We start from the raw sequence: 24,580 nt of genomic DNA, 5'->3' as shown, positions 1-24,580 counted from the left end.
ATGGGTTGCGATGAAAAACAGCCAATTGAGCAGTTTGACAACCAGTATAGCCAGCAGACAGAAACCCTCGCTTTTGATAGCGTGATGGCGCGCATCCCGGCGCACAATTTGTCTGCTCCATTTGCAAGAAGTGTGAATGGGTTGGCATTTCACCAAAAAGGAGTGGGCGCCCCCGTGGTTGCCCCATAACAAGAGGGAAGTTATGAGTTCCATTGCCAGGAATTATCTCAACCAGCTCAATGCCGATTACCTGCAGGTGCACAGACGCAAGGAGGACCTGTTCTGGTCCACCTACATGGGCACCAGCGACGATCAGGCAGGCTTCACCGCGGCCGAACAGGCCTACAAGGCGTTCTGTGCCGATCCTGCCCGCCTGCCCGTGCTGCGGGAGATGCATACCCAGGCCGAAGAGGCGGATCTCAGGCGCGGCCTGGGGGGCTGGATCGCCTTCTTCGAGTGCAACGTCATCGAAGATCCCGGTGCCTCCGCCCTGATGGACGAGCTGGTGGCCGCCGAGGCGGATCTCTTCGCCCGTCGCAAGGGGTTGAAGCTCACCTTGCTGGGTGAGCAGGGCCGCCAGGTGCCCGGCAGTCTGCCCGCCGCCAGCACGGCGCTGGCCGCCAGCAGCGACGAGGCGGTGCGCCAGAGCGCGCTCGCCATGTTCCACACCCTGGAGCAGTGGGTGGTCGACAACGGCTATCTTGACATCGTCGCGCTGCGCAACCGCTTCGCCCGTGCCATGGGCTATCGCGACTACTTCGACTACAAGGTGCACAAGAACGAGCAGATGAGCCCGGAGCAGCTGTTTGCCATTCTTGACGACTTCATCGCCCGCACCGATGCCCGCTTGCACCAGAGTCTGGCGGAGCTGAAAGCGGCCAAGGGGGAAGCAGCCCTGCTGCCCCACAACCTGCGCTACAGCGTGAGCGGCGACGTGACCCGCCAGCTCGACCCTTACGTGCCTTTCTCCCGGGCGCTGAAGGATTGGGTCGAGAGCTTCCGCCGCCTCGGCATCCAGTACCGCGGTGCCACCCTCACCCTGGATCTGCTGACCCGGGAGGGAAAATACGAGAACGGCTTCTGTCACGGCCCGGTGCCGAGCTTCTGGCAGGAGGGGGAGTGGGTGCCAGCGGTGGTCAACTTCACCAGCCTGGCCAATCCGGCCCAGGTGGGCAGCGGCTGGAGCGGGCTCAACACCCTGTTCCACGAGGGCGGCCACGCGGCGCACTTTGCCAACGTCACCGGCAACGCCCCCTGCTTCTCCCAGGAGTTTCCGCCCACCTCCATGGCCTATGCCGAGACCCAGTCCATGTTCTGCGACAGCCTGCTGGACGATGCGGACTGGCTCAAGCGCTATGCCAGAAACGCGGCGGGAGAACCCATCCCCGATGCGCTTATCCAGGCCATGATTGAAGCGCGCCAGCCATTTCGCGCCTTCAACGAGCGCCAGATTGCGCTGGTGGCCTACTTCGAGCGGGATCTCTACGCCATGGCAGAGAGCGAGCGCACCCCGGCCGCCGTGCTGGCCCTGGCCCGCAAGTGGGAGCGCAAGATCCTGGGGGTGGAGAGCCCGCGCCCGCTGCTGGCCATCCCGCACCTTCTGAACCAGGAGTCGGCCTGCGCCTATCACGGCTATCTGCTGGCGCTGATGGCGGTGGAGCAGACCCGCGCCTACTTCTTGAAACGCGACGGCTACCTCACCGACAACCCGCGCATCGGACCGGATCTGGCCGCCCACTACTGGGGACCGGGCAACGGCATGACCCATGACGAGACGCTGCAGAGCCTCACCGGCGAGGGTTTCAGTGCGGTGCCGCTGGCAGAGGCGTGCAACCGGAGTGCCGCCGAGGCGTGGCAACAGGCACAAGCGTGCATGGCGGCGGCGCGGCAGCGCCCACCGGCAGGGGAGGGGACACCCCTCGACGCCCATATCCGGGTGGTGCACGGGACCGAGCTCATCGCCGACAACAGCGAGTCCGAGGCGCGCATGCTGGCAGAGTTCGAGGCCTGGATCCGGCGCCTTGAGACCGCCGAACCAGTGACCCAGGCCTGAGCCCGGTGTTGCACAGTCAAAAGAGCCCCATCAGGGGCTCTTTTCTTGTGCGTTGAGATGGCCTGACCCCATGGTGCCAGCCGGGGATTGGCGGGTGGACAGGCTCAAGTGTCACTGGCGGCGGCGCTGCCCGCTGGTTTTTCTCCCTGCGCCATCTTCCTGGCCTTGACGACCTGCGCTGAGGTGCCCGGTTGCAGGCAAGAGACGACGCCCAGCCCTTGGCAGGGCCTCTGCATGGCGGGTTGACGGCCATTTCCCCCTGCTGGCCACAGATATGTTTCTCCCGATATATTGAGTATTCACGGCGATCCCATATCATGGCGCTCGCTCGCCACCAGAGAGTGGCGACATTCAGATGATTTGCTAACAAGAGAGCCCAGAAGGCTCGCAGAGGGATGGATAGTGAGAGCCGTATTGCTGTGTTTGCTGGGGCTGTGGCCCGCGTTGAGTTTTGCCACTCTGTCCGCCGATATGGTGGTGGTGAAGAAGTCGAGTTACAGCCTGACCCTGATGAAGGATGGCAAGGAAGTGAAGCGCTACTGGATTGCCCTGGGCCCGGCTCCCAAAGGACACAAGCAGCGTGAGGGGGATCAGCGTACCCCGGAAGGTCGCTATACCCTGGACTACAAGAAGAGCAACTCCGGTTTCTACAAGGCTATTCACATCAACTACCCGAATCTGGACGACATCAAGCGCGCCAACGAGCTGGGTGTGAACCCGGGCGGCATGATCATGATCCACGGCCAGCGCAACAGCCTGGGGGATCGCAGGGTGCAGCCGTCCAACTGGACCAATGGCTGCATTGCGGTGCTGAACCACGAGATGGACGAGATCTGGAACGCCATCGAGCCAGGCACCCCCATCATCATCGAGCCCTGATCCCGCCTGCCAACGCCCGCTCTCATGCGGGCGTTGCATTTGTCGCAGACCATGGCGTGACACTGCCTCCTGTGCCGTGCTAGTTTTCCCGGTTCGCATTGGCTGTGACAAGGATGATCCCATGATGTCGGAAACCCGCCTCCCTGCGCCCGAGCGCACGGGGGCGCTCTGGTGGCGTGCCACCCTGGATATGCTCCCGCTCTCCATTTCCGTCATCCCCTGGGGGATACTGTGTGGCGCCCTGGCGCTTCAGGCGGGTATGAGCCCGCTCCAGGCACAGCTGATGTCGCTGCTGGTCTATGCGGGGGCGGCCCAGCTCTCGGCCACCACCCTGTTCGGGGCGGGGACGCCGCTGCTGCCCATCATGGGCTCCACCATGGTGATCACCTCCCAGCATCTGCTCTATGGCTTCACCTTCCGGCGCGACGTGCTGCCGCTCTCCCTGCGCTGGCGGGCCAGTCTCGCCTTCTTCCTGACCGACGAGATGTTTGCGGTGGCGCTGAAAGAGAGGGAGCGCAGCGGCGCCTTCAATCCCGCCTATGCGCTCATCGCGGGCTTTGTCTTCTATCTGTTCTGGAACCTGGCGACCCTGCTCGGCATCGCCGCCGGCCAGTACATTGACGGGCTGGACAAGATGGGGCTGGATTTTGCCATCGCCGCCACCTTTATCGCCATGACGCTCCCCGCCATGAAGAACCTGCCCATGGTGGCGGCCACCCTGGTGAGCGGCGGGACGGCGCTCGTCACCAAGCCGCTGCTGGCGGAGATCCACATCATCGTCTCGGCCCTGGCCGGCATGGTGGTGGGCTATGTGCTGCACCGGATGAGGAGGTGATCATGGGCTGGCTGATGATAGGGCTGCTGGCCCTGATCACTTTCTTCAACCGTTTTGCCTTCTTCTCGCGGTTGACCCGCTATCAACCGGGGGCCGAGATGGGGGCTTTCCTCAGCTTCTCGGCCCAGTCGGTGCTGACCGCCATCTGGCTGCCCATCGTCTTCAGCTATGAGCCCGGCCACGGGCTGGACTGGGATCCGGACTACCTGGCCGCCACCCTGCTGGTGACGGTGCTGACCCTGCTGCGCCTGCCTACCCTGGTGGTGGTGGTCGTCGGCATGGGGGGCTTCTTCCTGCTGCGCTGGCTGGGGGGCGTGGCCCTGTTCTGGCCCTGGTGAAGGATGTGTCGTGATCCGGCATAGCGGATGTCTTGATGGGATATCCGCCCTGTTGGGAATGTCACTTCAAAAAAGGCCTCCCAAGTGTGAGGATTTTGGTTCCACCCGCCACGGAGTGAACTATGTCCTTCACCGAAACCTGCCAGCGCATCGTGCGCGACCCTCTGTTCTCACCGGCCCAGAAGAGTCGGGCCCTGGCGCTCGCCGCCGAAAACGCGTTGCCTTACCCCGAGTTGCCTGCAGACGTCGCCGAGGCGATGACGCAAGGGGTGCTGTGCGACATGTTCGAGGGACACGCCCCCTACAAGCCGCGCTATGTGCTGCCGGACTACGAGAAGTTCCTGACCCAGGGCTCAGCCTGGCTGGAGCTGGCAGCGCCGCGGGATTTCGATGAAGCGCTCGATGCCTTGCGCATCCTCTATCACCACGTTCCTTCCGTCACCGGCATGCCGGTCTGGTTGGGACGGCTCGATCAGCTGCTGCTCCCCTTTGTCGGCGAGCTGGATGACGAGACTCTCTACCGCAAGCTGAAAGGGTTCTGGATCTATCTGGACCGGGTGCTGCCGGACGCCTTTATGCACGTCAACATTGGTCCCAACGACAACCGGATCTGCCGCCTGATCCTGCGCATCGACAACGAGCTCAAGCAGGTGGCCCCCAACCTCACCTTCTTCCACGATCCAGAGCAGACTCCCGACGATCTGCTGCTGCTGGCGGTGAAGAATATCGCCGAGTGCAGCAAGCCGCACATCGCCAACTACCCGATCCATCGCGATACCTTCGACCAGCGTGGTTTTGGCATCGTCAGCTGCTACAACGCCCTGCCGCAGGCCGGTGGTGCCAACACCCTGGTGCGCATCTCCCTCAAGCGGGTCGCCGAGCAGGCACAGGGGATCGATGACTTCCTCGGTTGTCTGCTGCCCCACTACTGCCGCCTCACGTCCCAGCTGATCGCGGTGCGCGCCGCCTTCCTGCACGAGGAGTCCGGTTTCTTCGACAGCTTCCTGGTCAAGGAGGGGCTGCTGGATGAGGATCGCTTCGTCCCCATGTTCGGCATCTACGGCATGGCGGAAGCGGTCAACATCTTGATGGATAAAGAGAATCTGCCGGGCCGCTACGGTCACGACGAAGAGGCAAATCAGCTTGGCTATCGCATCTCGGCCCAGCTTTCGGAATATGTTACTGCGACGCCGCAGGCCCATGCCTGGGGTGGGCACGCTCTGCTGCACTCACAGGGCGGCCTCAGCATCGATGTGGCGGTGACCCCGGGGGTACGCATTCCCTACGGGCAGGAGCCGGATCCGGCCAGCCATGTGCTGGCGCTGGCGCCGCACCACGGCTACTACCACTCGGGGATCAGCGAGATCCTGACTCTGGAGCCCACCATCCGCCAGAATCCGCAGGCGCTGCTGCAGCTCTGCAAGGGGGCGCTCGCCATCGGCATGCGCGAGTTCACCGCCAACGTGGCCGACAGCGATCTGGTTCGGGTGACCGGCTACATGATCCGCAAGAGCGACGTGGCCCGCTTCGCAGAGGAGGGCTCGCGGTTGCAGACCACCTGTCTTGGTGCCGAGGCGAGTGACGTGACCGCTATTCGCCAGCGGGCACCGCGAGTGGTGGCCAATGAGTCGACCATCAGCCAGTACTGAGCCGAGTCCGATGGATGAAGCTCTGCTGACGCGCAGCGCCCTGGTGAGCAGGGTGCTGCCTTTTTCCTGCGTAGACGGGCCGGGCAACCGGCTGGTCTTGTTTCTGCAAGGGTGCAACTTCCGCTGCCCCGGTTGTCACAATCCCCACACTATCGGGCTGTGCGACGATTGCGGCGACTGCCTTGCGGTCTGCCCGAGTGGCGCCCTCACCATGAGCGAGGGCAAGGTTCATTGGCAGGAGGCGCTCTGCACCGATTGCGACGCCTGTCTGGAGGCCTGCCCGCGCAGTGCCAACCCCAAGACGCGCCAGATGTCGGTGGCAGAGGTGCTGGCCCTGCTGCGTCGCTATGGCCCGCTGCTCACCGGCGTCACCGTCTCTGGCGGGGAGGCTACCACCCAGCTGCCCTTCGTGATCGCCCTGTTCACGGCCATCAAGGCTGCGCCGGATCTGGCCCGTCTCACCTGCCTGCTCGACAGCAACGGATCCCTGGGGAAAACGGGTTGGCAGCGGCTGCTGCCGGTGCTGGACGGCGCCATGATAGACCTCAAGGGGTGGCGCGAGCTTGTGCATCTGGCCCTGACCGGGCGGGGCCGCGAGCGGGTGCTGGCGTCGCTGCAACTGCTGGCGCAGGCGGGCAAGCTGGCGGAGGTGCGGCTGTTGCTGGTGCCGGGGCGGAGCGATTTTCTCGATGCCACCGGCGCGCTGCAGGAGGCGTTGACGACCTTTTTGCTGTCGCTGGGACCCGTACCCATCCGCCTCAACGGTTTTCGCCACCACGGGGTGCGAGGGGAGGCGCTGTCATGGCCAGAAGCCGGGTCGGCTGACCTGACAGTGCTTGCCAACGCATTGAAGGACAAGGGGTTTGGGGCCGTGATGCTGCCTGCGATCTGAGCTCTGCGGCACGTCGGGATGCTGAGACCCGATATGACGCAACTGTGAACTCTGTCTATAGGGGCTGTCCGAGGGGACGGCTAGAATGGGTAAACCGTCCATCACCAACAGATACCCATGAGTGAATCCAACGCCCTTTATCGAGTGCAGTTCATTTGTCACAGCGAGCGTTACGAAGTCTATGTAAGAGAGGTGAATCAGGGCCAGCTATTCGGCTTCATCGAGATCGCCCACTTCGTGTGGGACAACCACACGGCGCTCATCGTCGACCCCAGCCACGAGAAGCTGAAGAGCGAATTTGCCGACGTCACCCGCACCCTTATTCCCATGCACCACGTGCTGCGGGTCGATCAGGTGCGCAAGCAGGGGGCCGCCCGCATCACCGAGCTGGGCAACAACGTCACCTCTTTCCCAGGCCCCATCTACACCAAGAAACCCTGATTCCTGCCGCCAGGCATCATTGTGGGGCGTCCAGCTCCCGGGCCAGTTGCAGGATGCGCTGACGGAACCAGCGCAGGGCGGGATCTTCCCCCAGGGGGCCATACCACACCAGGCTGTGGGTCACGGCGCCGTAATCGAAGGGGACAGGGCGGCTCACCAGCCCCTGGGTACAAGCCCGGGTAGCCCAGCCCTTCACGGCCGTGAGAATGAGATCGCTCTGGCGCAGCAGGGCGGCGGCGCTGCCAAAATCCGGCAGGGTGGCCCCCAGTCTGCGCCGTACCTGGCGCTGGGCCAGACTCTGCTCGAAGAAGGGATCGGCCAGCTCCTGATCGCGAATGGCGATGTGGCGCCAGCTCAGGTAGGCATCGAGATCCCAGGGGCGCGTCAACGCCGGATGATCCGCGCGCATCAGGCAGACCAGCTCATCCTCCCGCATGTTTTCCCAGACGAGACCGGGCTGATTGACCCCGGGCTGGCTCTGATCGTGGGGCAGGATCACGAAGTCGAGTTTGCCCGCCGCCAGAGCAGCCAGTCCCTGCTCGTCCTTGTTACGCACGACGGGCATCAGCCCCGGCACCTCCTGCATCAACTGACCCAGTACGGCTCCCATGGGCCAGATCATGCTGCTCTCCCGCATCGCCAGGTTCAGCTCCCCCTGCCAGTTGGCAGGGGCAAATCCTTCCTGGCTGGTGAGGCCGTTGAGCTCCCCCAGCAGGCGGCGCAGCGTCGGGCCGAGGCGTTCGGCAAACGGGGTCAGCAGCAACTGATTGCCCTGGCGGTAGAGCAGTTGATCCCCCAGCAGTTCGCGCAACTGGTTGAGGGTCTTGCTGACGGTGGAGGGGGTGGTGCAGAGGCGCTCGGCGCTGCGGGTGACACTGCGGGTGTCGAGCAGCAGATGCAGGGTCACCAGGTGGCGACCGCCGAGGCGGGAGAGGGCAATGAGATCCATCACGGTTCCACGGGCAAGGGGACAAACGAAAAGCCCCGCCTGAGCGGGGCTTGCGGGCTTAGCCCTTGAGCACAGCGGCCATGGCGTCGGCCACGTAGTCGACGTTGCGGCTGTTGAGGCCCGCCACACACATGCGGCCGGAGCGCACCAGATAGACGGCGAACTCTTCCCGCAGGCGGTCCACCTGCTCCGGCGTGAAGCCGGTGTAGCTGAACATGCCGCGCTGGTTGATGAAGTAGCCAAAATCGCGGCCCGGCACTTTGGCACTCAGCACCTCGAACAGCTTCTGGCGCATGGCCTTGATGCGGGTGCGCATCTCGGTCACCTCACCGACCCACATGGCGTGCAGTTCGGGCAGGCTCATCACCGCCGCGGTGATCTGGCCGCCGTGTGTGGGGGGGCTGGAGTAGTTGCGGCGCACGGTGGCCTTCATCTGGCCCAGCACCCGGCTCGCCTCTTCGGCATCCTGGCAGATGACCGACAGGCCGCCGCAGCGCTCGCCGTAGAAGGAGAGGTTCTTGGAGAAAGAGTTGCTGACGAAGAAGCTGACGCCGGCGGCCACCATGGCGCGGATGGCATAGGCATCCTCTTCCAGCCCGTCACCGAAGCCCTGATAGGCGATGTCCATGAAGGGGATCAGGTTCTTCTCGACCACCAGGGCGATCACCTGGTCCCACTGGGCACGGGAGAGATCCACCCCGGTCGGGTTGTGGCAGCAGGGGTGCAGCAGCACGATGCTCTTGGCCGGCAGGCTGCTCAGGCAGTCGATCATGGCGTCGAACTGCACGCCGCCGGTGGCCGCATCGTAATAGGGGTAGTCGTGCACCTTGATGCCGGCCCCCTCGAACATCGCCTTGTGGTTGTCCCAGGTAGGATTGCTGACCCACACCTCGGAGGTCGGGAAGTAGCGCTTGAGCAGATCGGCGCCGATCTTCAGCGCGCCGGAGCCGCCGATGGTCTGGATGGTGGCGATGCGACCCGCCTTGACCGCTTCGTGGTCGGCACCGAACAGCAGGTGCTGCACCGCGGTACGGTAGTTGGCGGCGCCTTCCATCGGCTGGTAGGGGCGTGGGGCCGGGGCGGCGGCGCGCTGCGCTTCGGCCTGCTGCACCGACGGCAGCAGCGGAATGCGGCCCTGCTCGTCGTAATAGAGGCCAATCCCCAGGTTCACCTTCTGCTCGCGGGTATCTTTGTGGAAGGTCTCGACTAGCGTCAGTATGGGGTCGCCAGCATAGGCATCGACGTGTTCAAACATGGGGGGTCCTTGAAGTTGACTGTCCAATTCGGCCGGCCATCAGCCGGGCCGATATGATGGCGCAATCCAGAGGTGGCCTCAAGTTGTTCGAGATGGCGACAGGGCTGACAAAGTCTGTCGCAGTGGTGAATGCGGGGCCCTTGCCAGGATCCTGCATCCCGTCTGCACGTTCCCCCCATTTTGTCAGAGAAGGCTGCCTTATCGGCATCGTTTGGATAATATATGGATGCATACGGCCCCTCTCATTCCCCTCCCACCCATCCGGGGGAGCCAGGTTCGGCGCCGCCTGAGACAAAAGAAATAGTTGCATAATAGTCAGGCTATTCTTTTGACAACCATTGCAGTGTGCCCGGCCCCTTCGGGGGGCCCACGATAACAGGTGACTCATCGCCGATGACCCGACATGTTTCTGATGCCGATTCCCCCTGGCTGGACTGGCACGGCCTGGGTGGCTGGAATGTCTATTTTCTTGCCAAGTTCGCCCTGCTCTGGGGGGGATATCTCAACTTCCACCCCCTGATCAACCTGGTGTTTGCCGCCTTCCTGATCTTTCCCCTGCCAAGGGCCGGGTGGCGCCGTGCGCGGCACTGGCTGGCGTTGCCGGTGGGGGCGGGGATCTTCTATCACGATACCTGGTTGCCGGGGATAGAGAGCATTCGTGCCCAGGGTAGCCAGGTCTTCTCCTTCACCCTGGATTACTGGGCTGAGCTGCTCGGGCGTTTCATCAATTGGGAGATGGTCGGCGCGGGGTTCGTGCTGCTGACGCTCTATCTGTTCATCGCCCAGTGGTTGCGCTTCACCCCCTGGATCCTGCTGGCGCTGCTCTGGCTCTGGGTCTCTCCCCAGGTGAGCAATCCCTTCGCGAGCAGCAAGGGGGCGAGCGAGCACGCCCTGAACACGCCCCGGGAGGAGACCCGCCCCTCAGTGCTGCCCATGGAGGAGCAGCTTGACCAGAGTGCCCCGCCGACCAACGAGAACCTCAACGCCTATCTCGATGACTTCTATCGGGAGGAGCAGGAGAGGCTGGTGCACTTCCCGGAGAGCCTGCCAGCCCAGGCGACCCCCTTCGATGTGCTCATCATCAATGTCTGCTCCCTGGCCTGGCGTGACGTGGAGGCGAGCGGCCTGACCGGGCACCCGGTCTGGTCCCACTTCGACATTCGCTTCAACCGCTTCAACTCCGCCACCTCCTACAGCGGCCCGAGCTCCATTCGCCTGCTGCGGGCCAGTTGCGGGCAGACCAGCCACCAGGGGCTCTATGTGACGGCGCCGAAGCAGTGTCTGCTGTTCGAGAACCTGGCCCAGCTCGGCTTTGCCAAACAGGTGGCCATGGATCACTCGGGGGATTTTGGCAACTACCTGACCGGCCTGCAGCAGTATGCCGGGCTGGATGTGACCCCCATGGACAAGAAGGGGCTGGCCCATGACCTCGCCTCCTTCGATGGCGAACCCATCTATCGCGGGGATGCCCTGTTCGGCCGCTGGCTGAACGAGCGGACACAGAGTCAGGCGGCACGCAACGTCACCTTCTTCAACCTCATCGCCCTGCACGATGGCAACCGCTATGTGGCGAGCCGCCAGATAGCGCCCTACAAGGCGAGGCTCAAGACCCTGCTGGATCAGCTGGACGACTTCATGACGACGCTGGAGCAATCCGGCCGCAAGGTGGCCGTGGTGATGGTGCCTGAGCACGGCGCCGCTCTCACCGGCGACAAGATGCAGATGGCCGGGCTGCGGGACATTCCCAGCCCGAGCATCACCCAGGTGCCGGTGGGGGTTGCCCTGCTTGGTACCAAGGCGCCCCACGAGGCGACCCGCAACGTGGACACCCCCAGCAGTTTCCTGGCGGTATCAGAACTGGTCTCCAGGCTGGTGGGGAAGGATGTGTTCGGGAGCGATACCATCGATTGGGATGCCCTGCTGGGCGACCTGCCGCAGACCCCGTCGGTGTCCGAGAACCAGGGCTCGGTGGTGATCGAATATCAGGGCAAGTACCACATCAAGCTGGGGCAGGGGGACTGGGTCCCCTATCCCCAATGAGACCGGAGGTGACGATGCGCAGCGAACGGCAATCAGACATGCAGACCCCCTTCGGCGTACCGGTGGAGGGTTCGGTGATCAATGACGTGGCCATGGTCCAGCAGGCCTTTGGTGTCAGCCTCTCCTACCAGGATATTGCCGCCAGGGAGCGGCTCGCCGCCTTGTGCGCACGCTTCCCCCTGCTGGCGGAGGTGGCGGTGAAAGGGCCCGAGGGGACAGGCGAGGGGAGGTCTGCATGAAGGTGATCGCCCTGCAGGGGATCCGGGGAGGCGTGGGGACCACCGCCATCGTGGCGGGGCTTGCCCAGGCTGCCCATGAGCAGGGGGCAAGGGTGCTGGCGGTGGATCTCTGCCCGGACAACCAGCTTGGCATCCATCTTGGCCTGCCCCATGACGATCCGGGAGGCTGGAGCCGGCTGACCCAGCCGGCGCGGGAGTGGCGAGGAGCGCTTCACCGCCGGGAGGAGGGACTGGATCTGCTCTCCCATGGCGGGGGGGAGGGGGCGTCAGCCGAGTGGCTGGCGGGGATCGATGGCTATGATCTGGTGCTGCTGGATCTGCCCCGGGGCATGACCCCCGTCATCCCCTGCAGGCGCTTGCTGGTGGTCAATGCGGATGCCAACTGCCATGTGCGGCTTCACCGCCACTCCTGGGCGGCCGATGAGCGTCTGCTGGTGACCCAGTTCTCCAGCCAGCGGGCCCTGCAGCAGGGGCTGCTGGATCTCTGGCTGGCAGGGGGGCTCCCTCTGCTCAATCTTCATCTGCACAGGGACGAAGCCATGGCGGAGGCCATGGCTGCCAAGCTGCCGGTCGGCCGCTATGCCCCCACCAGTCTGGTTGCCCACGAGCTGGCCGCCCTGGCGACCTGGTGTCTGGCAGAGGGGGAGGCGCCCCGATGAGAGTGCGGCTGCTGACGCCGGCTGCGGGCCTCTGGTGCTCGCAGCGCTATGGCGCACTGCGCGAGCGGGGGGCTTCCCGCCCGGGGGCGGCCGCATTGACCCTGGGCTGGCTGCTGGCCTGGGTTATCTTCCCCCTCGAGCGTCATGGCTGGCAATGGGTGCTGGGCCATGCCCGGGGGCTCTATCCCCAGCTGACGCACCCCCGGGTGGGGGATCCCCTGCGCGTTCTGTTGCAGAGCCTCTGGATGATAGTGCGTCGCCCACAGCCCATCCCTCTGCGCTGGCCTGCCTCCTGGCAGCGGATCTGGCACCGGGGCACCCAGGCTCTCGGCGCCTTCCTGGCCCGCCAGGAGGAGAAAGGGCTGGCCGCCGCCAGGGCCACGCCCCGCGAGGCACGCTGGAAGAGCGTGCTGCTCTGCGTGGTGGCCGGGAGCCTCTCCCTGCTCTGCGTCACCCAGCCGTTCACCCTGCAGGCGCAACTGGTGTTCGTCCTCTTGCTGGCGGCCATGGCCTTCATCCTGCGGGCCGTGCCGGGCCGTTATCCCATGCTGATGATGATGGTGCTCTCCCTCACTATCTCCTGCCGCTACATCTGGTGGCGCTACACCTCGACCCTCGACTGGTTCGATCCCGTCAGCCTGGCCTGCGGCCTGCTGCTGCTGGCCGCCGAGACCTATGCCTGGCTGGTGCTGCTGCTCGGCTACTGGCAGACCGCATGGCCCCTGCATCGCCCTCCGGCACAACTGCCGGCGGATCCGGCCCAGTGGCCCAGCGTGGATCTGATGATCCCCACCTACAACGAGGATCTCGCCATCGTGAAGGGGACTGTTTACGCCGCCATGGGGCTCGACTGGCCCGCCGACAAGCTGACCATCTGGCTGCTTGACGACGGGGGGCGGGCGGCGTTTCGCGACTTCGCCGAGGAGGCCGGGATCCGCTATGTGGCCCGGTCGACCCATGAGCACGCCAAGGCGGGCAACATCAATCACGCCCTCAAGATGGCCACCGGGGATCTGGTCGCCATCTTCGACTGTGACCACCTGCCGACCCGCTCCTTCCTGCAGATGACGGTGGGCTGGTTCTACCGGGATCCCCGTCTGGGCGTGGTCCAGACCCCCCACCATTTCTTCTCCGCCGATCCGTTCGAACACAACCTGCAACGGTTTCGCAAGATGCCGAACGAGGGGGCTCTCTTCTACGGCCTGGTGCAGGATGGCAACGACATGTGGGATGCCAGCTTCTTCTGCGGCTCTTGTGCCGTCATCAAGCGCACTGCCCTTGACGAGATCGGCGGCATCGCGGTGGAGACGGTCACCGAGGATGCCCACACCTCCCTGCGGCTGCACCGCCTCGGCTACACCTCGGCCTATATCCGGATCCCGCTGGCGGCGGGGCTGGCCACCGAAAGCCTCTCTGCCCACATCGGTCAGCGCATCCGGTGGGCGCGCGGCATGGTGCAGATCCTGCGTCTGGACAACCCCCTCTTCGGCAAGGGGCTCAAGCTGGGGCAGCGGCTGTGCTACTTCAATGCCATGCTGCATTTCCTCTCGGGCATACCGAGGCTCATCTTCCTGACGGCGCCGCTCGCCTTCCTGATCCTGCACGCCTACATCATCTATGCCCCGGCGGCGGCCATCGCCCTCTACATGTTGCCGCACATCTTCCACAGCGCCCTGACCAACTCCCGGTTGCAGGGCAAGGTGCGCCACTCCTTCTGGGGCGAGGTCTATGAGACGGTGCTGGCCTGGTACATCGCCAGGCCGACCACGGTGGCGCTCTTTGCACCCCACAAGGGGACGTTCAACGTGACCGCCAAGGGGGAGATGACGGAGGAGGTGTTCCTCGATCTGTCGGTCTCCCGCCCCTATCTGCTGCTGATCCTGCTCAATCTGTGCGGGCTGGGGTTCGGCCTCTGGCGCATCGGCACCGGCCCTGCCGACGAGGTGCCGACCCTGATCCTCAGCATGATCTGGACCCTCTACAACATGACCATACTGGGCGGCGCCCTGGCGGTGGCCTTCGAGTCGCGGCAGGTCCGTGCCAATCCCAGGGTGGAGATGGTAATGCCGGCGGCCATCAGGCTGGCGAACGGTCACCTCTACCCCTGTACTGTCAGGGATTACTCCAACGGGGGGGTCGGGGTGCTGCTCGAGGCGCCCCTGCCCCTGGCCGACAAGGAGAGGGTCTGGTTGCTGCTGCGCCATGACCAGCGGGAGCAGGCGTTCGCCGCCAAGGTGCAGCGGGTGTTCGGCTGCAAGCTGGGACTGGAGCTGGAGCCCATGGCGCAGGCACAGCATGTCGAGTTCATCCAGTGCACCTTCGCCCGGGCCGATACCTGGTCCCTGTGGCAGCAGCGTCTGGGCAAGGATCGCCCCCTCCACAGCCTGATCGACATTACCCTGCTCGGCTGGGGGGCTTACTGGCGTCTGGCCCGTACCTCACCCATCGGCTTTGTTTGTATCCTCCTCGAGAAGCTGGCTCGCTGGCTCCTCTCCTTCGTTCCCCGTCGCGTCTCCCCAGATTTCCGGGCCGGGACTCCGACCTCACAGACAGTGAAAGGATGATGAAACCACAACGCTACCTTATTCCTCTCCTGCTGATGGCGCAGGGTGCGACCGCCGCCGAGGCCGTCGGCCCCCTGCCGCCCGTTCCCGCTCCGGTGCGCACCCAGGGGATGAGCTTCGAACAGATGGCGTCATCGCCAGGCACCCTCTCCCTGCGCGGCAATGCGCCAGACGGACTGGCCGACTTCACCGTGCGGCGGGACGAGGTGGTGACCCGGGCCACCCTGGACCTGAACTTCACGCCATCGCCCTCCCTGCTGCCGCTCATCTCCCAGGTCAAGGTCTATCTCAATGACGAGCTGATGGGGGTGACGGCTCTCAACCAGGATCAGATGGGGACGATGACCCATGCCAGCATCGAGCTGGATCCCCGCTATGCCAAGGATTTCAACCGCCTCAAGGTGAGCTTCGTTGGCCACTATCAGAAAGTGTGCGAGAACCCGGCGAGCGATACCCTCTGGCTCAACGTCAACCGGGACAGCAAGCTGACCCTGCAGTTGCAGACCCTGCCGGTGCGCAACGAGCTCTCCTTCTTCCCCATGCCGTTCCTCGACGTGCGGGACAATGGCAAGCTGACTCTGCCCATGGTGTTCACGGGCTCAGTACCCCCGGAGCAGCAGCAGGCGGCGGCGGTGCTGGCCTCCTGGTTCGGCACCAAGGCCCAGTGGCGGGGCCAGCATTTCCCGGTGCTCATCAACCAGTTGCCGGATCGCAACGCCGTGATCTTTGCCACCAATGACGCGCGCCCCGATTTCCTGGTGGACTATCCCGAGGTGAAGGGGCCCACCATCGACATGATCAGCTCCCCCGACAACCCCTATGTGAAGCTGCTGCTGATCCTGGGGCGGGATCAGCAGGATCTGCTGACGGCGGTGCAGGGGCTGGCGCGAGGCGATGTCATGCTGCGTGGCCAGAGCGTCATGGTGGACGAGGTGAAGCCGCTCTCGCCGCGTCAACCCTACGACGCCCCGAACTGGGTGCGACTGGATCGCAAGATGCGCTTTGATGAGCTCACGGAGTACCCGGGCCAGTTGCAGGCAACGGGACGCACGCTGTGGCCCATGAGCCTGACGCTGCGCCTGCCGCCGGATCTCTATCTGCTGGGGGAGAACGGCATCAGGACGGAGCTGAAGTATCACCACACCTCGCCCACCCTGCGCGACGGTTCCCGGCTGGATGTGGGGGTCAACGGCCAGCTCATGAAGTCGTTCACGCTCGAGCCCGGCGAGGTCAAGAGTGAGCGGTTGCTGACCCTGCCGCTCTGGTTTGCCGACGACGGCGACACCATGGCGCTGCGCATGCCCGGGCTCAAGACCACCCAGGCCAACAGTCTGAGCTTCTCGTTCGAGTATGCCCAGCAATACATGGGAGGAACGGAGGATGGCCGTTGCGACCTGGTGATGCCGCCAGCCCATCAGGTGCGCATCGACGAGGGCTCCACCATCGACTTCACCGGCTATCGCCACTTCATCGAGATGCCCGACCTCAAGGCGTTCGCCTATGCCGGCTTCCCGTTCAGCCGGATGGCGGATCTCGCCGACACCCAGATTGTCATGCCGGCCAGACCCCATCCCGGGCAGATCACCACCTTGCTCGATGCCGTCGGTGCCATCGGGGCCGAGACCGGGTATCCGGCGCTTTCCCTGCAGGTTCTGGACGACTGGGAGCGAGCGCGCACCGCGGATCGGGATACCCTGCTCATCGGCACCCTGCCGGAGGAGTTTCGAGGGGATCTGGCTCCCGATGCCCTGCTGCAATCCACGCGCAGCTGGGTCAACGAGCCAACCCGCCAGCACAAGGGAGATCTGCTGCACACCATGGCCGATCGCCAGCCCCAGGCCCGGGTGGGCATGACGGGCAATCGGGCCATCGCCGTCATCCTGGGGCTGCAATCGCCGACCCATGATCAGCGCAGCCTGGTGGCCTTGCTGGCGGATGGGCCGGCGGGGGTCACATTGCTCAATGATGCCCTGCAGACCCGGACCCTGCGCGATCAGGTGGCAGGCTCGGTGGCCATCATCCGGGAATCCGGGGTGAAGAGCCTGGTGGTGGGGGATCGCTACGAGGTGGGCTACCTGCCGTGGTGGGAGCGTCTCTGGCAACTGTTTGCCCGTTATCCGGTGCGTCTTGCCGGGCTGACCCTGCTCTGCATGCTGGTACTGGGCTGGGGCCTGCGGGTGCTGCTTGCCAGTGCCAGTCGCCGCCGTCTGAAGGAAGATTAAGAGATGACTCAGATGAAAAATGTCTGTGGTGCCCTGCTCCTCTGGGCCCTTTGTTCCCTCCCGGCGCAGGCCGTCTGCCACTGGCCGGAGTGGGATCACTTTCGCCAGCACTACATCAGCGAAGAGGGCAGGGTCATCGACCCTGCCGAGGGGCGCCGCATCACCACCTCGGAAGGCCAGAGCTATGCCCTCTTCTTCGCCCTGGTCAACGATGACAGGGAGACCTTTGCCCGCCTGCTCGACTGGACGGAGCGGCAGCTCGCCCGCGGGGATCTGACCGGCTTCCTGCCATCCTGGCTCTGGGGCAGGCAGCAGGACGGCAGTTGGGGTGTGCTGGATGCAAACAGCGCGTCCGATTCGGATCTCTGGATAGCCTACAGCCTGCTGGAGGCGGGTCGCCTGTGGGACAACCACAGCTACTCTGCCCTCGGCACCCTGTTGCTGCGCCGCATCGCTCGGGAGGAGGTCGCCACGCTGCCGGGTCTCGGCCCCGTGTTGCTGCCCGGGGCGAAAGGCTATGAGGGAGAGGGACGCTGGACCCTCAACCCCAGCTATCTGCCTCCACAACTGCTGGCCAGATTCGCCTCCTTCAAGGGGCCTTGGGGCGAGATGCGGGCCCTCTTGCCCAAGCTGCTGCAGGAGAGTGCGCCCCGTGGCTTTGCCCCGGACTGGGTGGACTGGCAGGCCGACAAGGGATGGCAGGTGACGGCGGACAAGGGCGACACTGGTGGCTATGACGCCATCCGCGTCTATCTCTGGCTCGGCATGTTGAGCGAGGAGGATCCCGCCAGGGCTTCCCTGGTGGCCCACTTTGCCCCCATGCTGGCGCAGCTGACCGAATCGGGTCATCTGCCCGAGCGGGTCTCCAGCCAAAGTGGTCAGGTTCAGGGCAAGGGGCCGAGCGGCTTTGCCGCCGCCCTCCTGCCCCTGTCACGGGGCTTGCCGGCGCAGGTCACCTTGCGCAAGCAGGTCTCCGATCACGGGCTGGATGCGGATGCCTACTACGGCAGCGTGCTGACCCTGTTCGGTGCAGGCTGGGATCAGGGGCGTTATCGCTTTGCCGCCGACGGTACCCTGCAGCCGGATTGGAGCGAGTCATGTCAGGCAGAGTGACCCTGGGGTGCCTGCTCGCCTGCCTGATGAGCGGAGCCCTGGCGCAAGGGACGGTACAGCCGGTGGCCTGGCTGCTGGAGCAGGTCAGGATTGGCGAGGCCCGTGGGCGGGAAGATCTCGTCAGCAACAGCCTCTATTCCCTCTCCCTGGTTGAGCCCGATCATCCGGAGCTGCTGGCAGCCCAGGCCCGTCAGGCCCTGCGCCAGGGCAAGGTCAAGGAGGCCGGGGCACTGCTGGCCCGCCTTGGCAAGCAAGACCCCGACTCTGCGCTCTATCGTCAGGGCATGGCCAACCTGGCCCTGAACGAACCGGCCAGGCGCCAGCAACTGCAACAAGCCAGGCTGCTGACCAGCGCCGGCAGGCTGGAGGAGGCCGAGCGTCTCTATCGCTCCCTGTTCTCCGGTGATTTGCCCCCCAATCTCGACGTGGCGGTGGATTATGCCCTGTTGCAGACACGGATCCCGGCCATGAAGGCAAAGGGGCTGGCGGCCCTGGAGGCACTCAACCGGCAATATCCGGGTGAGCCCAGAGTGCGGGGCGGGCTGGCTCGCCTCTATCTGGCGGAGGGTCGGCGCCAGGGGGCGCAGAACCTGTTGCGCGAGATGGCGCGAGATCCCTATCAGCGGGACGAGGCCGCCGAGATCTGGCTCGCGGACATCGAATCCCTGCCCATCGGTCCCGGGAGCATCGCTGCCTTGCAGGAGTACATGGTGCTCTTTGGCGAAGGGGATACCACCAAGGCGGAACAGCTGCTCGCGGCCCAGGAGGAGAAGTGGGCCTCGCCTGCCTATCGCGCACGCCAGTCGGCGCTCGCAAGCACGGCGGGAGGTGGTGCCTCCATCTCCCGCTTGCAGCGTGCCCTGGCTGCCAACCCGGGGGATCCCGAACTCATGGGGGCCCAGGGGCAGGCCTACTCCCGCAACGATCAGCGAGCGCTGGCCATCGCCCAGTTTGAACGGGTGCTGGCACACCCCGAGGTGACCGACAAGGACAAATGGCGCAGCCTGCTGGCTACCAACCGCTACTGGCTGCTGGTGAGCCAGGGGCGCAGCGCCCTGGAACGGGAGCAGTGGGATGAGGCGGCGACCCTGTATCGCCGTGCCATCGCCCAGGATGGGCATGAACCCGAAGCCTGGCTGGGGCTCGGAGACAGCGAGCGTGGCCGTCATCGCGATGCCGACGCGGAGTCCGCCTATCGCAAGGCGCTCGCCATGGGGAGCGCGCGGGAGCGGGCCCTGGCCCGCCTGTTCGATCTCTACAAGGAGCAGGATCCGGCACGTGCCCTGGCCCTGCTGGAGCAGCAGGGCACCCCAGGGATGCAGGCCGAAGGGCGGCGGCTCAAGGCCGGGCTGTTGCAGGAGGAGGCCGATCAGCTCGATCGGGCCGGCAAGGTGGCGGCGGCGCTGCGCCTTCGCGAGCAGGCACTCGCGCTGACCCCGGAAGAGGTGTGGCTGGCCTATCGAGTGGCCGATACCCGGGCCCGCCTCGGGGAAGCCGGTAGCGGGGAGCGGCTCTTGCGGGAACGGCTGGCGGCGCACCCGCAGGATGCCACCCTGCGCTACGCCACCGCCCTCTATCTCTCGGGGCAGGACAAGATGGTGGAGGCGAGAGGGGTGCTGGCCGCCATCCCTAGGTCCGGCTGGACACAGGACATGGATACGCTGGATCAGCGCCTCGCCCGTGACGAGGTGCTCGCCAGGGCGAGGGCGCGTCACGAGGCCGGGGATGATGAGGGGGCCGAACGCCTGCTTCAGCCGTTGCAGCCGGATGAAGAGGTAAGCCTGATGCTGGCGGAGTGGGCCACGGATCGGGGGGCCTATGCACTGGCGGAGCAGCGCTATCAGGAGGTGCTTGCCCGCACGCCGCAACAGCCCGAGGCCAGGCTTGGCATGGCCGAACTGGCCCAGGCCAGGGGCGATCTGGCAAAGGCCCGTCACTGGCTGCCCGTCTGGCCGGTCAGCCCGCTGCCCCCGGAGGGGGCCAACTACTACCGCCAGGTAGCCAATCTCTATCAGGCGCTGGGAGAGGGCGAGACAGCCCGCGCCATCTTCACCGACTACGAACCCCTGGTGGCGCTGCAACCGGCCTCCCAGCAGGCGGCACTGTTCTGGCGCGATGCCGCCCGCCAGCGCTTTGCCGAGCATGATGTGGAAGAGGCCCTGGTGCGGGATCGCAAGGGGCTGGTGGCCGCAGGTCTGGCCCCCCGCGAGGATCTGGAGGGGGGCGAGCTGACCCGGCTGGCCCGCAGTCAGGATGGGGAGGGGTGGCTGGCATCCGGCCTGCGCAGCGATCTCGACAGGCATTACCGGCAGAGCCAGACCACCTTCTCCCTCGACAGCGATTACTGGGGCTCCAGCGGTACCGGGGGCTACTCGGATTTGCGGGCGCTGACCCAGATGGCGCAACTGGATACGCCGCTGGCCGGTGGTACCGCCTTCGGCCGCCTTGAACTGGTCGACATGGATGCCGGAGATCTGCCGGACTCCCCTTACCGGGCGCAGTTCGGTACCTGTGCGGCCAGGGACTGCCGCGGGGACGCGCACCAGCAGAGCCGGGGGACCACCCTGGCGGCAGGCTGGCAGCGGGGGGCCTGGGCGTTCGATCTGGGGACCACGCCCCTCGGTTTCGAGGTGGTGGACTGGGTTGGTGGCGCCACCTTGACCGGTGACTGGCACACGCTGGGGTGGGGGATGACCCTCTCGCGTCGGCCCGTCAGCAGCTCGCTGCTCTCCTATGGGGGAACGGTGGACCCGGGCACGGGCATCAGCTGGGGCGGGGTGCGGGCGAACGGGGTCCGCCTCGATCTCAGCCGGGATCTGGGAGGGTCCGTCGGGTTCTGGGGCAGCGCCCAGCAGCACCTGCTGACCGGCAAGAACGTGCCCGACAACTGGCGCACCCGGCTCATGGGAGGGGGCTATTACAAGTTCGTCAACGAGACCCATCGCCGTGCCAGCGTGGGGATCAGTACCATGCTGTGGCACTACCAGCAGGATCTGGGGGGCTATACCCTGGGGCAGGGGGGGTATTACAGCCCGCAGGGGTACTTCTCGATCTCGGTGCCGGTGAGCTACCGGCAGCGTACCCCGGACTGGTCGTGGGAGCTGGGGGGATCGGGATCCTGGTCCTACGCCCGTACCGACGACAGTCGCCGCTACCCGCTGGAAGGCCTGTTGCCAAGCGGTTTGCCAGACAGAAATGCGCCTGTGAAAGGGAGCAGTAGCAGTGGATTCGGCTACACCCTGAATGGCGTGGTGGAACACAGGCTGACGGAGCACTGGCGCATCGGTGGCCGGGTGGACATCCAGCAGGCGGATGACTATGCCCCCAGCCATGTCACCCTGTTCCTGCGCTACACCTTCAAGCCCTGGCAAGGGGATCTCGATATGCCGCCAAGGCCTCTCACTCCCTACGCGGACTTCGACTGACAGGGGCGCCCGTCATCACAGGGCGCCCTTATTTCAGATAGGAACGCAGTACCCTCACCACCTGATCCAGATCCTCCAGCCGCTCGGCATGGGTCGCCTCCTCGGCGCCAAGATGCTCGCGCATGTGTCCCTCCAGCACCTCCAGCATCAGGCCGTTGACGGCGCCGCGGATGGCGGCAATCTGCTGCAGGATGGCGGCGCAGTCTGTTTCCTGTTCCAGGGCGCTCTCCAGGGCGCCGGTCTGCCCCTTGATGCGCCTGACCCGAGCCAGCAGCTTCTTCTTGTCGTGAACCGTGTGTGACATCCAGGATCCTCTCGATCAATAAAACTATACTGGGGTATAGTATATAGCATCCTTGTTTTCAGGAGAAATCCATGCCATCCCTCGCTTCATCCCACTGCCACCACCCCGTCGTCCACGAAGGGAATCCCCTGGCCGAACAGAAGACCCGCTGGGCCGTGCTGCTCACCGTCGTCATGATGGTGGCGGAGATCGGTGGGGGCTGGTTCTACAACTCCATGGCGCTGCTGGCCGACGGCTGGCACATGAGCTCCCATGCCCTGGCCCTCGGCCTTTCGGTGCTGGCCTATCGCGCTGCCCGCCACTTCGCGCGGGATCACAGGTTCAGCTTCGGTACCTGGAAGATAGAGGTGCTGGGGGGCTTCAGCAGCGCCCTGCTGCTGGTGGGGGTGGCGGGATTGATGCTGTTCGAGTCGGTGGCCAGGTTGCTGGACCCCAGCCCCATCCATTATCAGCAGGCGATCGGCATTGCCCTGCTGGGCCTGCTGGTGAATCTGGCCTGTGCCTGGCTGCTCAGGGACGATCACGGCCATCACCATGGTCACGACCACCATCACGGTCATCACGACCACTCGCACGATCACCACCACGGCCATCAGGATCTCAACCTGCGCGCCGCCTACCTCCACGTGCTGGCGGACGCGGCCACCTCGGTGCTGGCGATTCTGGCGCTGGTGGGAGGCATGTTGTGGGGGGCGGACTGGCTGGATCCCCTGATGGGCATCGCCGGGGCCGTGCTGGTGGCGGTGTGGGCCAGGGGGCTGCTGCGTGATACCGGGCGCGTCTTGCTGGATGCGGAGATGGATGCGCCCCTGGTGGACGAGATCCGCGAGGTGATCGCCGAGCTGCCTGACGCCGAGATCCGCGATCTGCACGTCTGGCGGGTGGGGCAGACGCAGTATGCCGCCGCGATGTCGTTGCAGATGGCGACCCCGGTCCCGGCACAGGCGATCCGCGAGCGCCTCGCCATCCACGAGGAGCTGGTGCACCTGACCATCGAAGTGTCTGCCGACTGATACCCCTGGCGGGTGTCAGCGGGGGGGCTCGCTCCCCTTATCCTGCCAGAGGGAGCCCAGCATCAGCCTCAGCAGCAGTCCCGGCGGGTCGTCGAGCAGGCGGCCCGGCTCCAGCAGCAGGTGGCCGTCGGCACGAAAGCCCAGGCTGGCGTGGACCTTGCCTTCCTCGCCACACACCTGGAGGAGGCCGTTCAGGGAGCCCCCCTCACCGGGTTGACAGCGCAGCCGCAGCTCCCGTGGTTCCCCCAGCAGGGTGAAGGCGCGGGCGAGGGGAGGGCTCTCTTCATAATCCGGCCAGTTGAAGAAGTGATAGCGTTCGGCGAGCACGCCGGCCTGCTGGCAGAACTGATCGAACAACTGGGCAATGCCCTGATACTCCTGGTCCAGCCGCCTGGCCTGCTCCTCAATCCGTTTCATCACCCAGCCCCCTCTATCCATTTGATTGGACATTGATTTCGTCACTCGCTCCCCTCTTCACGCTGGTATGGGCCGAAAGCGGTGCCAGGTCTGTGAGCGCGATCTAACTTTCGTTATGAAAACGTTATCTTGTTGATGCGGATTGGTTTTTTTTGCCCATCCGCTCACATTTACGGCAATTCCCGCTGATTAATATGGCACCGCTCGGCAATGACCGGGTACTCGGATATCGAGACTAACTACAGCGGGAATTATAAAAAAATGGATATGAAAAAGACCAAAGTGGCGCTGGTAACAGCCTCACTGCTCGCGCTTTTGTCAGGCTGTAACGACAACAGTTCTACTGTCCCTGATCTGCCTACCAACCCCGAGATCCCTACTGCCCCTGATGTGCCAACCAACCCGGATGTGACCCTTCCTCCCGGCACCCAGGATGGGCCCGTCGCTCGTCTTCCCAACGTCCAGCCCCCGGCCGAACTGCTGACGGCCGGCCCCGACGAAGCGGTCATCGCCCTGGTGGATACCCAGACCAGCGCGGCGCGCGGTGTCACCGGCCCGTTCGCCAGCCACAGCCTGCACCTGTGGAACAACGACGCCTGCAACTCGACCTCGGAGGGCGGCCTCAACACCGGTTGGGATGACAAGAGCAAGACGCCGTCCGCGGCGGACAGTTTTGGTCCGGCCTGGGTCGTGCCGCTCTCCAAGATGGAAGGCTGCATCAACTTCATCGCCCGCAACGGCGATCTCGCGAACCTGACCGGCAGCGACATGAAGGTGGTCTTCAGCGATCACCCGGATCGCACCGTGGCCATCGTCGCCGGCAAGAACGAGATCTTCGGCAGCCGGGCGGAAGCCTTCACCGCCGCCTTCGGCGTGGCGGGGGCCAGTGCCCATCTCATCGACGACAACACCCTGATTTGGCAAGGGGGCAAGGACAAGCCCTATGTGCGCCTCTACTACACAGAGTCAGGCACCATCACCGCAAACAGCGAGGGTGTATTCGATTTCCCCTACCTCAAGCTGACCCCGACCAGCCTGACCGAAGAGCAGCAGGCCAAATACCCGCATCTCAAGGATGCCGCCGCCTTCGCCCTGCCTGCGGGGAAAGATCTCAAGCCCCTGCTCAAGGGTGAGCTGGTCGCCATCGGGACCGATTCGGACGGCATCCTGCAGGGGGCGACCCTGGTGCAGAGTGCCGGTGCCCTCGATGCCCTTTATACCAATCAGATTAAAGATGTGATCTAATTGCTCTATTCTGGTTTCACTGTACTCAGTATGTCCGATCCAATCGAT

Annotated in this window: 19 protein-coding genes and 1 pseudogene; 16 read left to right on the top strand and 4 right to left on the bottom strand. The window is 64.9% G+C overall.

Features of this window, described 5'->3' with window-relative positions; translation table 11 throughout:
- Positions 1 to 202: 202 nt before the first annotated feature.
- From OKC41_RS19900 to OKC41_RS19870, 7 genes are all read left to right on the top strand, one after another.
- Positions 203 to 2,053 carry a M3 family metallopeptidase gene (locus tag OKC41_RS19900; protein WP_201895080.1) on the top strand — a complete coding sequence of 617 codons (1,851 nt, stop codon included), beginning with the start codon at positions 203 to 205 and terminating at the stop codon, positions 2,051 to 2,053.
- A gap of 402 nt (positions 2,054 to 2,455) precedes the next feature.
- A complete protein-coding gene (locus OKC41_RS19895; RefSeq protein ID WP_029313677.1) occupies positions 2,456 to 2,932 on the top strand; it encodes a murein L,D-transpeptidase family protein in 477 nt (158 codons plus the stop codon).
- A 121-nt stretch (positions 2,933 to 3,053) separates the two neighbouring features.
- Entirely contained in the window at positions 3,054 to 3,767 is a 714-nt protein-coding gene (locus OKC41_RS19890) for an AzlC family ABC transporter permease (protein ID WP_039039458.1), read from the top strand.
- Positions 3,768 to 3,769: 2 nt separating this feature from the next.
- Entirely contained in the window at positions 3,770 to 4,105 is a 336-nt protein-coding gene (locus tag OKC41_RS19885) for an AzlD domain-containing protein (RefSeq protein ID WP_010672834.1), read from the top strand.
- 122 nt (positions 4,106 to 4,227) lie between these two features.
- Entirely contained in the window at positions 4,228 to 5,754 is a 1,527-nt protein-coding gene (locus OKC41_RS19880; protein WP_201895081.1) for a YjjI family glycine radical enzyme, read from the top strand.
- A gap of 10 nt (positions 5,755 to 5,764) precedes the next feature.
- Positions 5,765 to 6,646 carry a YjjW family glycine radical enzyme activase gene (locus tag OKC41_RS19875; RefSeq protein ID WP_201895082.1) on the top strand — a complete coding sequence of 294 codons (882 nt, stop codon included), beginning with the start codon at positions 5,765 to 5,767 and terminating at the stop codon, positions 6,644 to 6,646.
- A 117-nt stretch (positions 6,647 to 6,763) separates the two neighbouring features.
- The gene (locus OKC41_RS19870; protein WP_010672837.1) at positions 6,764 to 7,087 is read left to right on the top strand and encodes a DUF1820 family protein; all 324 of its coding nucleotides are present in this window, start codon (positions 6,764 to 6,766) and stop codon (positions 7,085 to 7,087) included.
- 16 nt (positions 7,088 to 7,103) lie between these two features.
- On the opposite strand, the gene OKC41_RS19865 is transcribed toward OKC41_RS19870, so the two are convergent.
- Positions 7,104 to 8,036 (bottom strand): LysR family transcriptional regulator, encoded by a 933-nt coding sequence (locus tag OKC41_RS19865; protein WP_048206878.1) that lies wholly within the window; start codon positions 8,034 to 8,036, stop codon positions 7,104 to 7,106.
- A 58-nt stretch (positions 8,037 to 8,094) separates the two neighbouring features.
- Positions 8,095 to 9,291 (bottom strand): amino acid aminotransferase, encoded by a 1,197-nt coding sequence (locus tag OKC41_RS19860; protein ID WP_201895083.1) that lies wholly within the window; start codon positions 9,289 to 9,291, stop codon positions 8,095 to 8,097.
- A 393-nt stretch (positions 9,292 to 9,684) separates the two neighbouring features.
- Between OKC41_RS19860 and bcsG the strand changes: the two genes are divergently transcribed.
- Genes bcsG through bcsC form a run of 7 tightly spaced genes read left to right on the top strand, consistent with a single transcriptional unit; the run spans position 9,685 to position 21,553 of the window.
- Entirely contained in the window at positions 9,685 to 11,331 is a 1,647-nt protein-coding gene (bcsG, locus tag OKC41_RS19855; protein ID WP_201895084.1) for a cellulose biosynthesis protein BcsG, read from the top strand.
- A 14-nt stretch (positions 11,332 to 11,345) separates the two neighbouring features.
- A complete protein-coding gene (gene bcsR / locus OKC41_RS19850; protein WP_042014611.1) occupies positions 11,346 to 11,570 on the top strand; it encodes a cellulose biosynthesis protein BcsR in 225 nt (74 codons plus the stop codon).
- The gene (bcsQ, locus tag OKC41_RS19845) at positions 11,567 to 12,229 is read left to right on the top strand and encodes a cellulose biosynthesis protein BcsQ (protein ID WP_201895085.1); all 663 of its coding nucleotides are present in this window, start codon (positions 11,567 to 11,569) and stop codon (positions 12,227 to 12,229) included. Before bcsR ends, bcsQ begins: the two co-directional genes overlap by 4 nt.
- Positions 12,226 to 14,793 carry a UDP-forming cellulose synthase catalytic subunit gene (gene bcsA, locus OKC41_RS19840; RefSeq protein ID WP_201895086.1) on the top strand — a complete coding sequence of 856 codons (2,568 nt, stop codon included), beginning with the start codon at positions 12,226 to 12,228 and terminating at the stop codon, positions 14,791 to 14,793. Before bcsQ ends, bcsA begins: the two co-directional genes overlap by 4 nt.
- Positions 14,790 to 17,015: a cellulose biosynthesis cyclic di-GMP-binding regulatory protein BcsB gene (gene bcsB, locus OKC41_RS19835; protein ID WP_201895087.1), complete on the top strand. Its 2,226-nt coding sequence runs from the start codon at positions 14,790 to 14,792 to the stop codon at positions 17,013 to 17,015. The genes bcsA and bcsB overlap by 4 nt, the downstream gene beginning before the upstream one ends.
- Positions 17,016 to 17,018: 3 nt before the next feature.
- Positions 17,019 to 18,128 carry a cellulose synthase complex periplasmic endoglucanase BcsZ gene (gene bcsZ, locus OKC41_RS19830; protein WP_234922326.1) on the top strand — a complete coding sequence of 370 codons (1,110 nt, stop codon included), beginning with the start codon at positions 17,019 to 17,021 and terminating at the stop codon, positions 18,126 to 18,128.
- The gene (gene bcsC / locus OKC41_RS19825) at positions 18,113 to 21,553 is read left to right on the top strand and encodes a cellulose synthase complex outer membrane protein BcsC (protein ID WP_270672300.1); all 3,441 of its coding nucleotides are present in this window, start codon (positions 18,113 to 18,115) and stop codon (positions 21,551 to 21,553) included. Before bcsZ ends, bcsC begins: the two co-directional genes overlap by 16 nt.
- A 28-nt stretch (positions 21,554 to 21,581) precedes the next feature.
- On the opposite strand, the gene OKC41_RS19820 is transcribed toward bcsC, so the two are convergent.
- On the bottom strand, positions 21,582 to 21,857 hold the full coding sequence (locus OKC41_RS19820; RefSeq protein ID WP_041214512.1) for a metal/formaldehyde-sensitive transcriptional repressor: 276 nt from the start codon (positions 21,855 to 21,857) through the stop codon (positions 21,582 to 21,584).
- A gap of 71 nt (positions 21,858 to 21,928) precedes the next feature.
- Between OKC41_RS19820 and dmeF the strand changes: the two genes are divergently transcribed.
- Complete coding sequence (gene dmeF, locus OKC41_RS19815) at positions 21,929 to 22,870, top strand: CDF family Co(II)/Ni(II) efflux transporter DmeF (RefSeq protein ID WP_201895089.1); 942 nt, start codon at positions 21,929 to 21,931, stop codon at positions 22,868 to 22,870.
- 15 nt (positions 22,871 to 22,885) lie between these two features.
- Here the strand turns inward: dmeF and OKC41_RS19810 are convergent, their stop codons facing one another.
- Positions 22,886 to 23,287, bottom strand: coding sequence for a hypothetical protein (locus tag OKC41_RS19810; RefSeq protein WP_201895090.1), 402 nt, complete (start codon positions 23,285 to 23,287; stop codon positions 22,886 to 22,888).
- 261 nt (positions 23,288 to 23,548) lie between these two features.
- On the opposite strand from OKC41_RS19810, the pseudogene OKC41_RS19805 reads away from it, so the two are divergent.
- Positions 23,549 to 24,505: pseudogene (locus tag OKC41_RS19805) on the top strand (pullulanase-associated domain-containing protein); the annotation flags it as partial.
- Positions 24,506 to 24,580 lie beyond the last annotated feature (75 nt).

Origin of the sequence: Aeromonas sp. QDB17 (assembly GCF_027705305.1) — a bacterium.
Classification (GTDB): domain Bacteria; phylum Pseudomonadota; class Gammaproteobacteria; order Enterobacterales; family Aeromonadaceae; genus Aeromonas; species Aeromonas caviae.
Note: the sequence above shows the minus strand (reverse complement) of the source record. Positions and strands in the feature narration are given on the sequence as shown.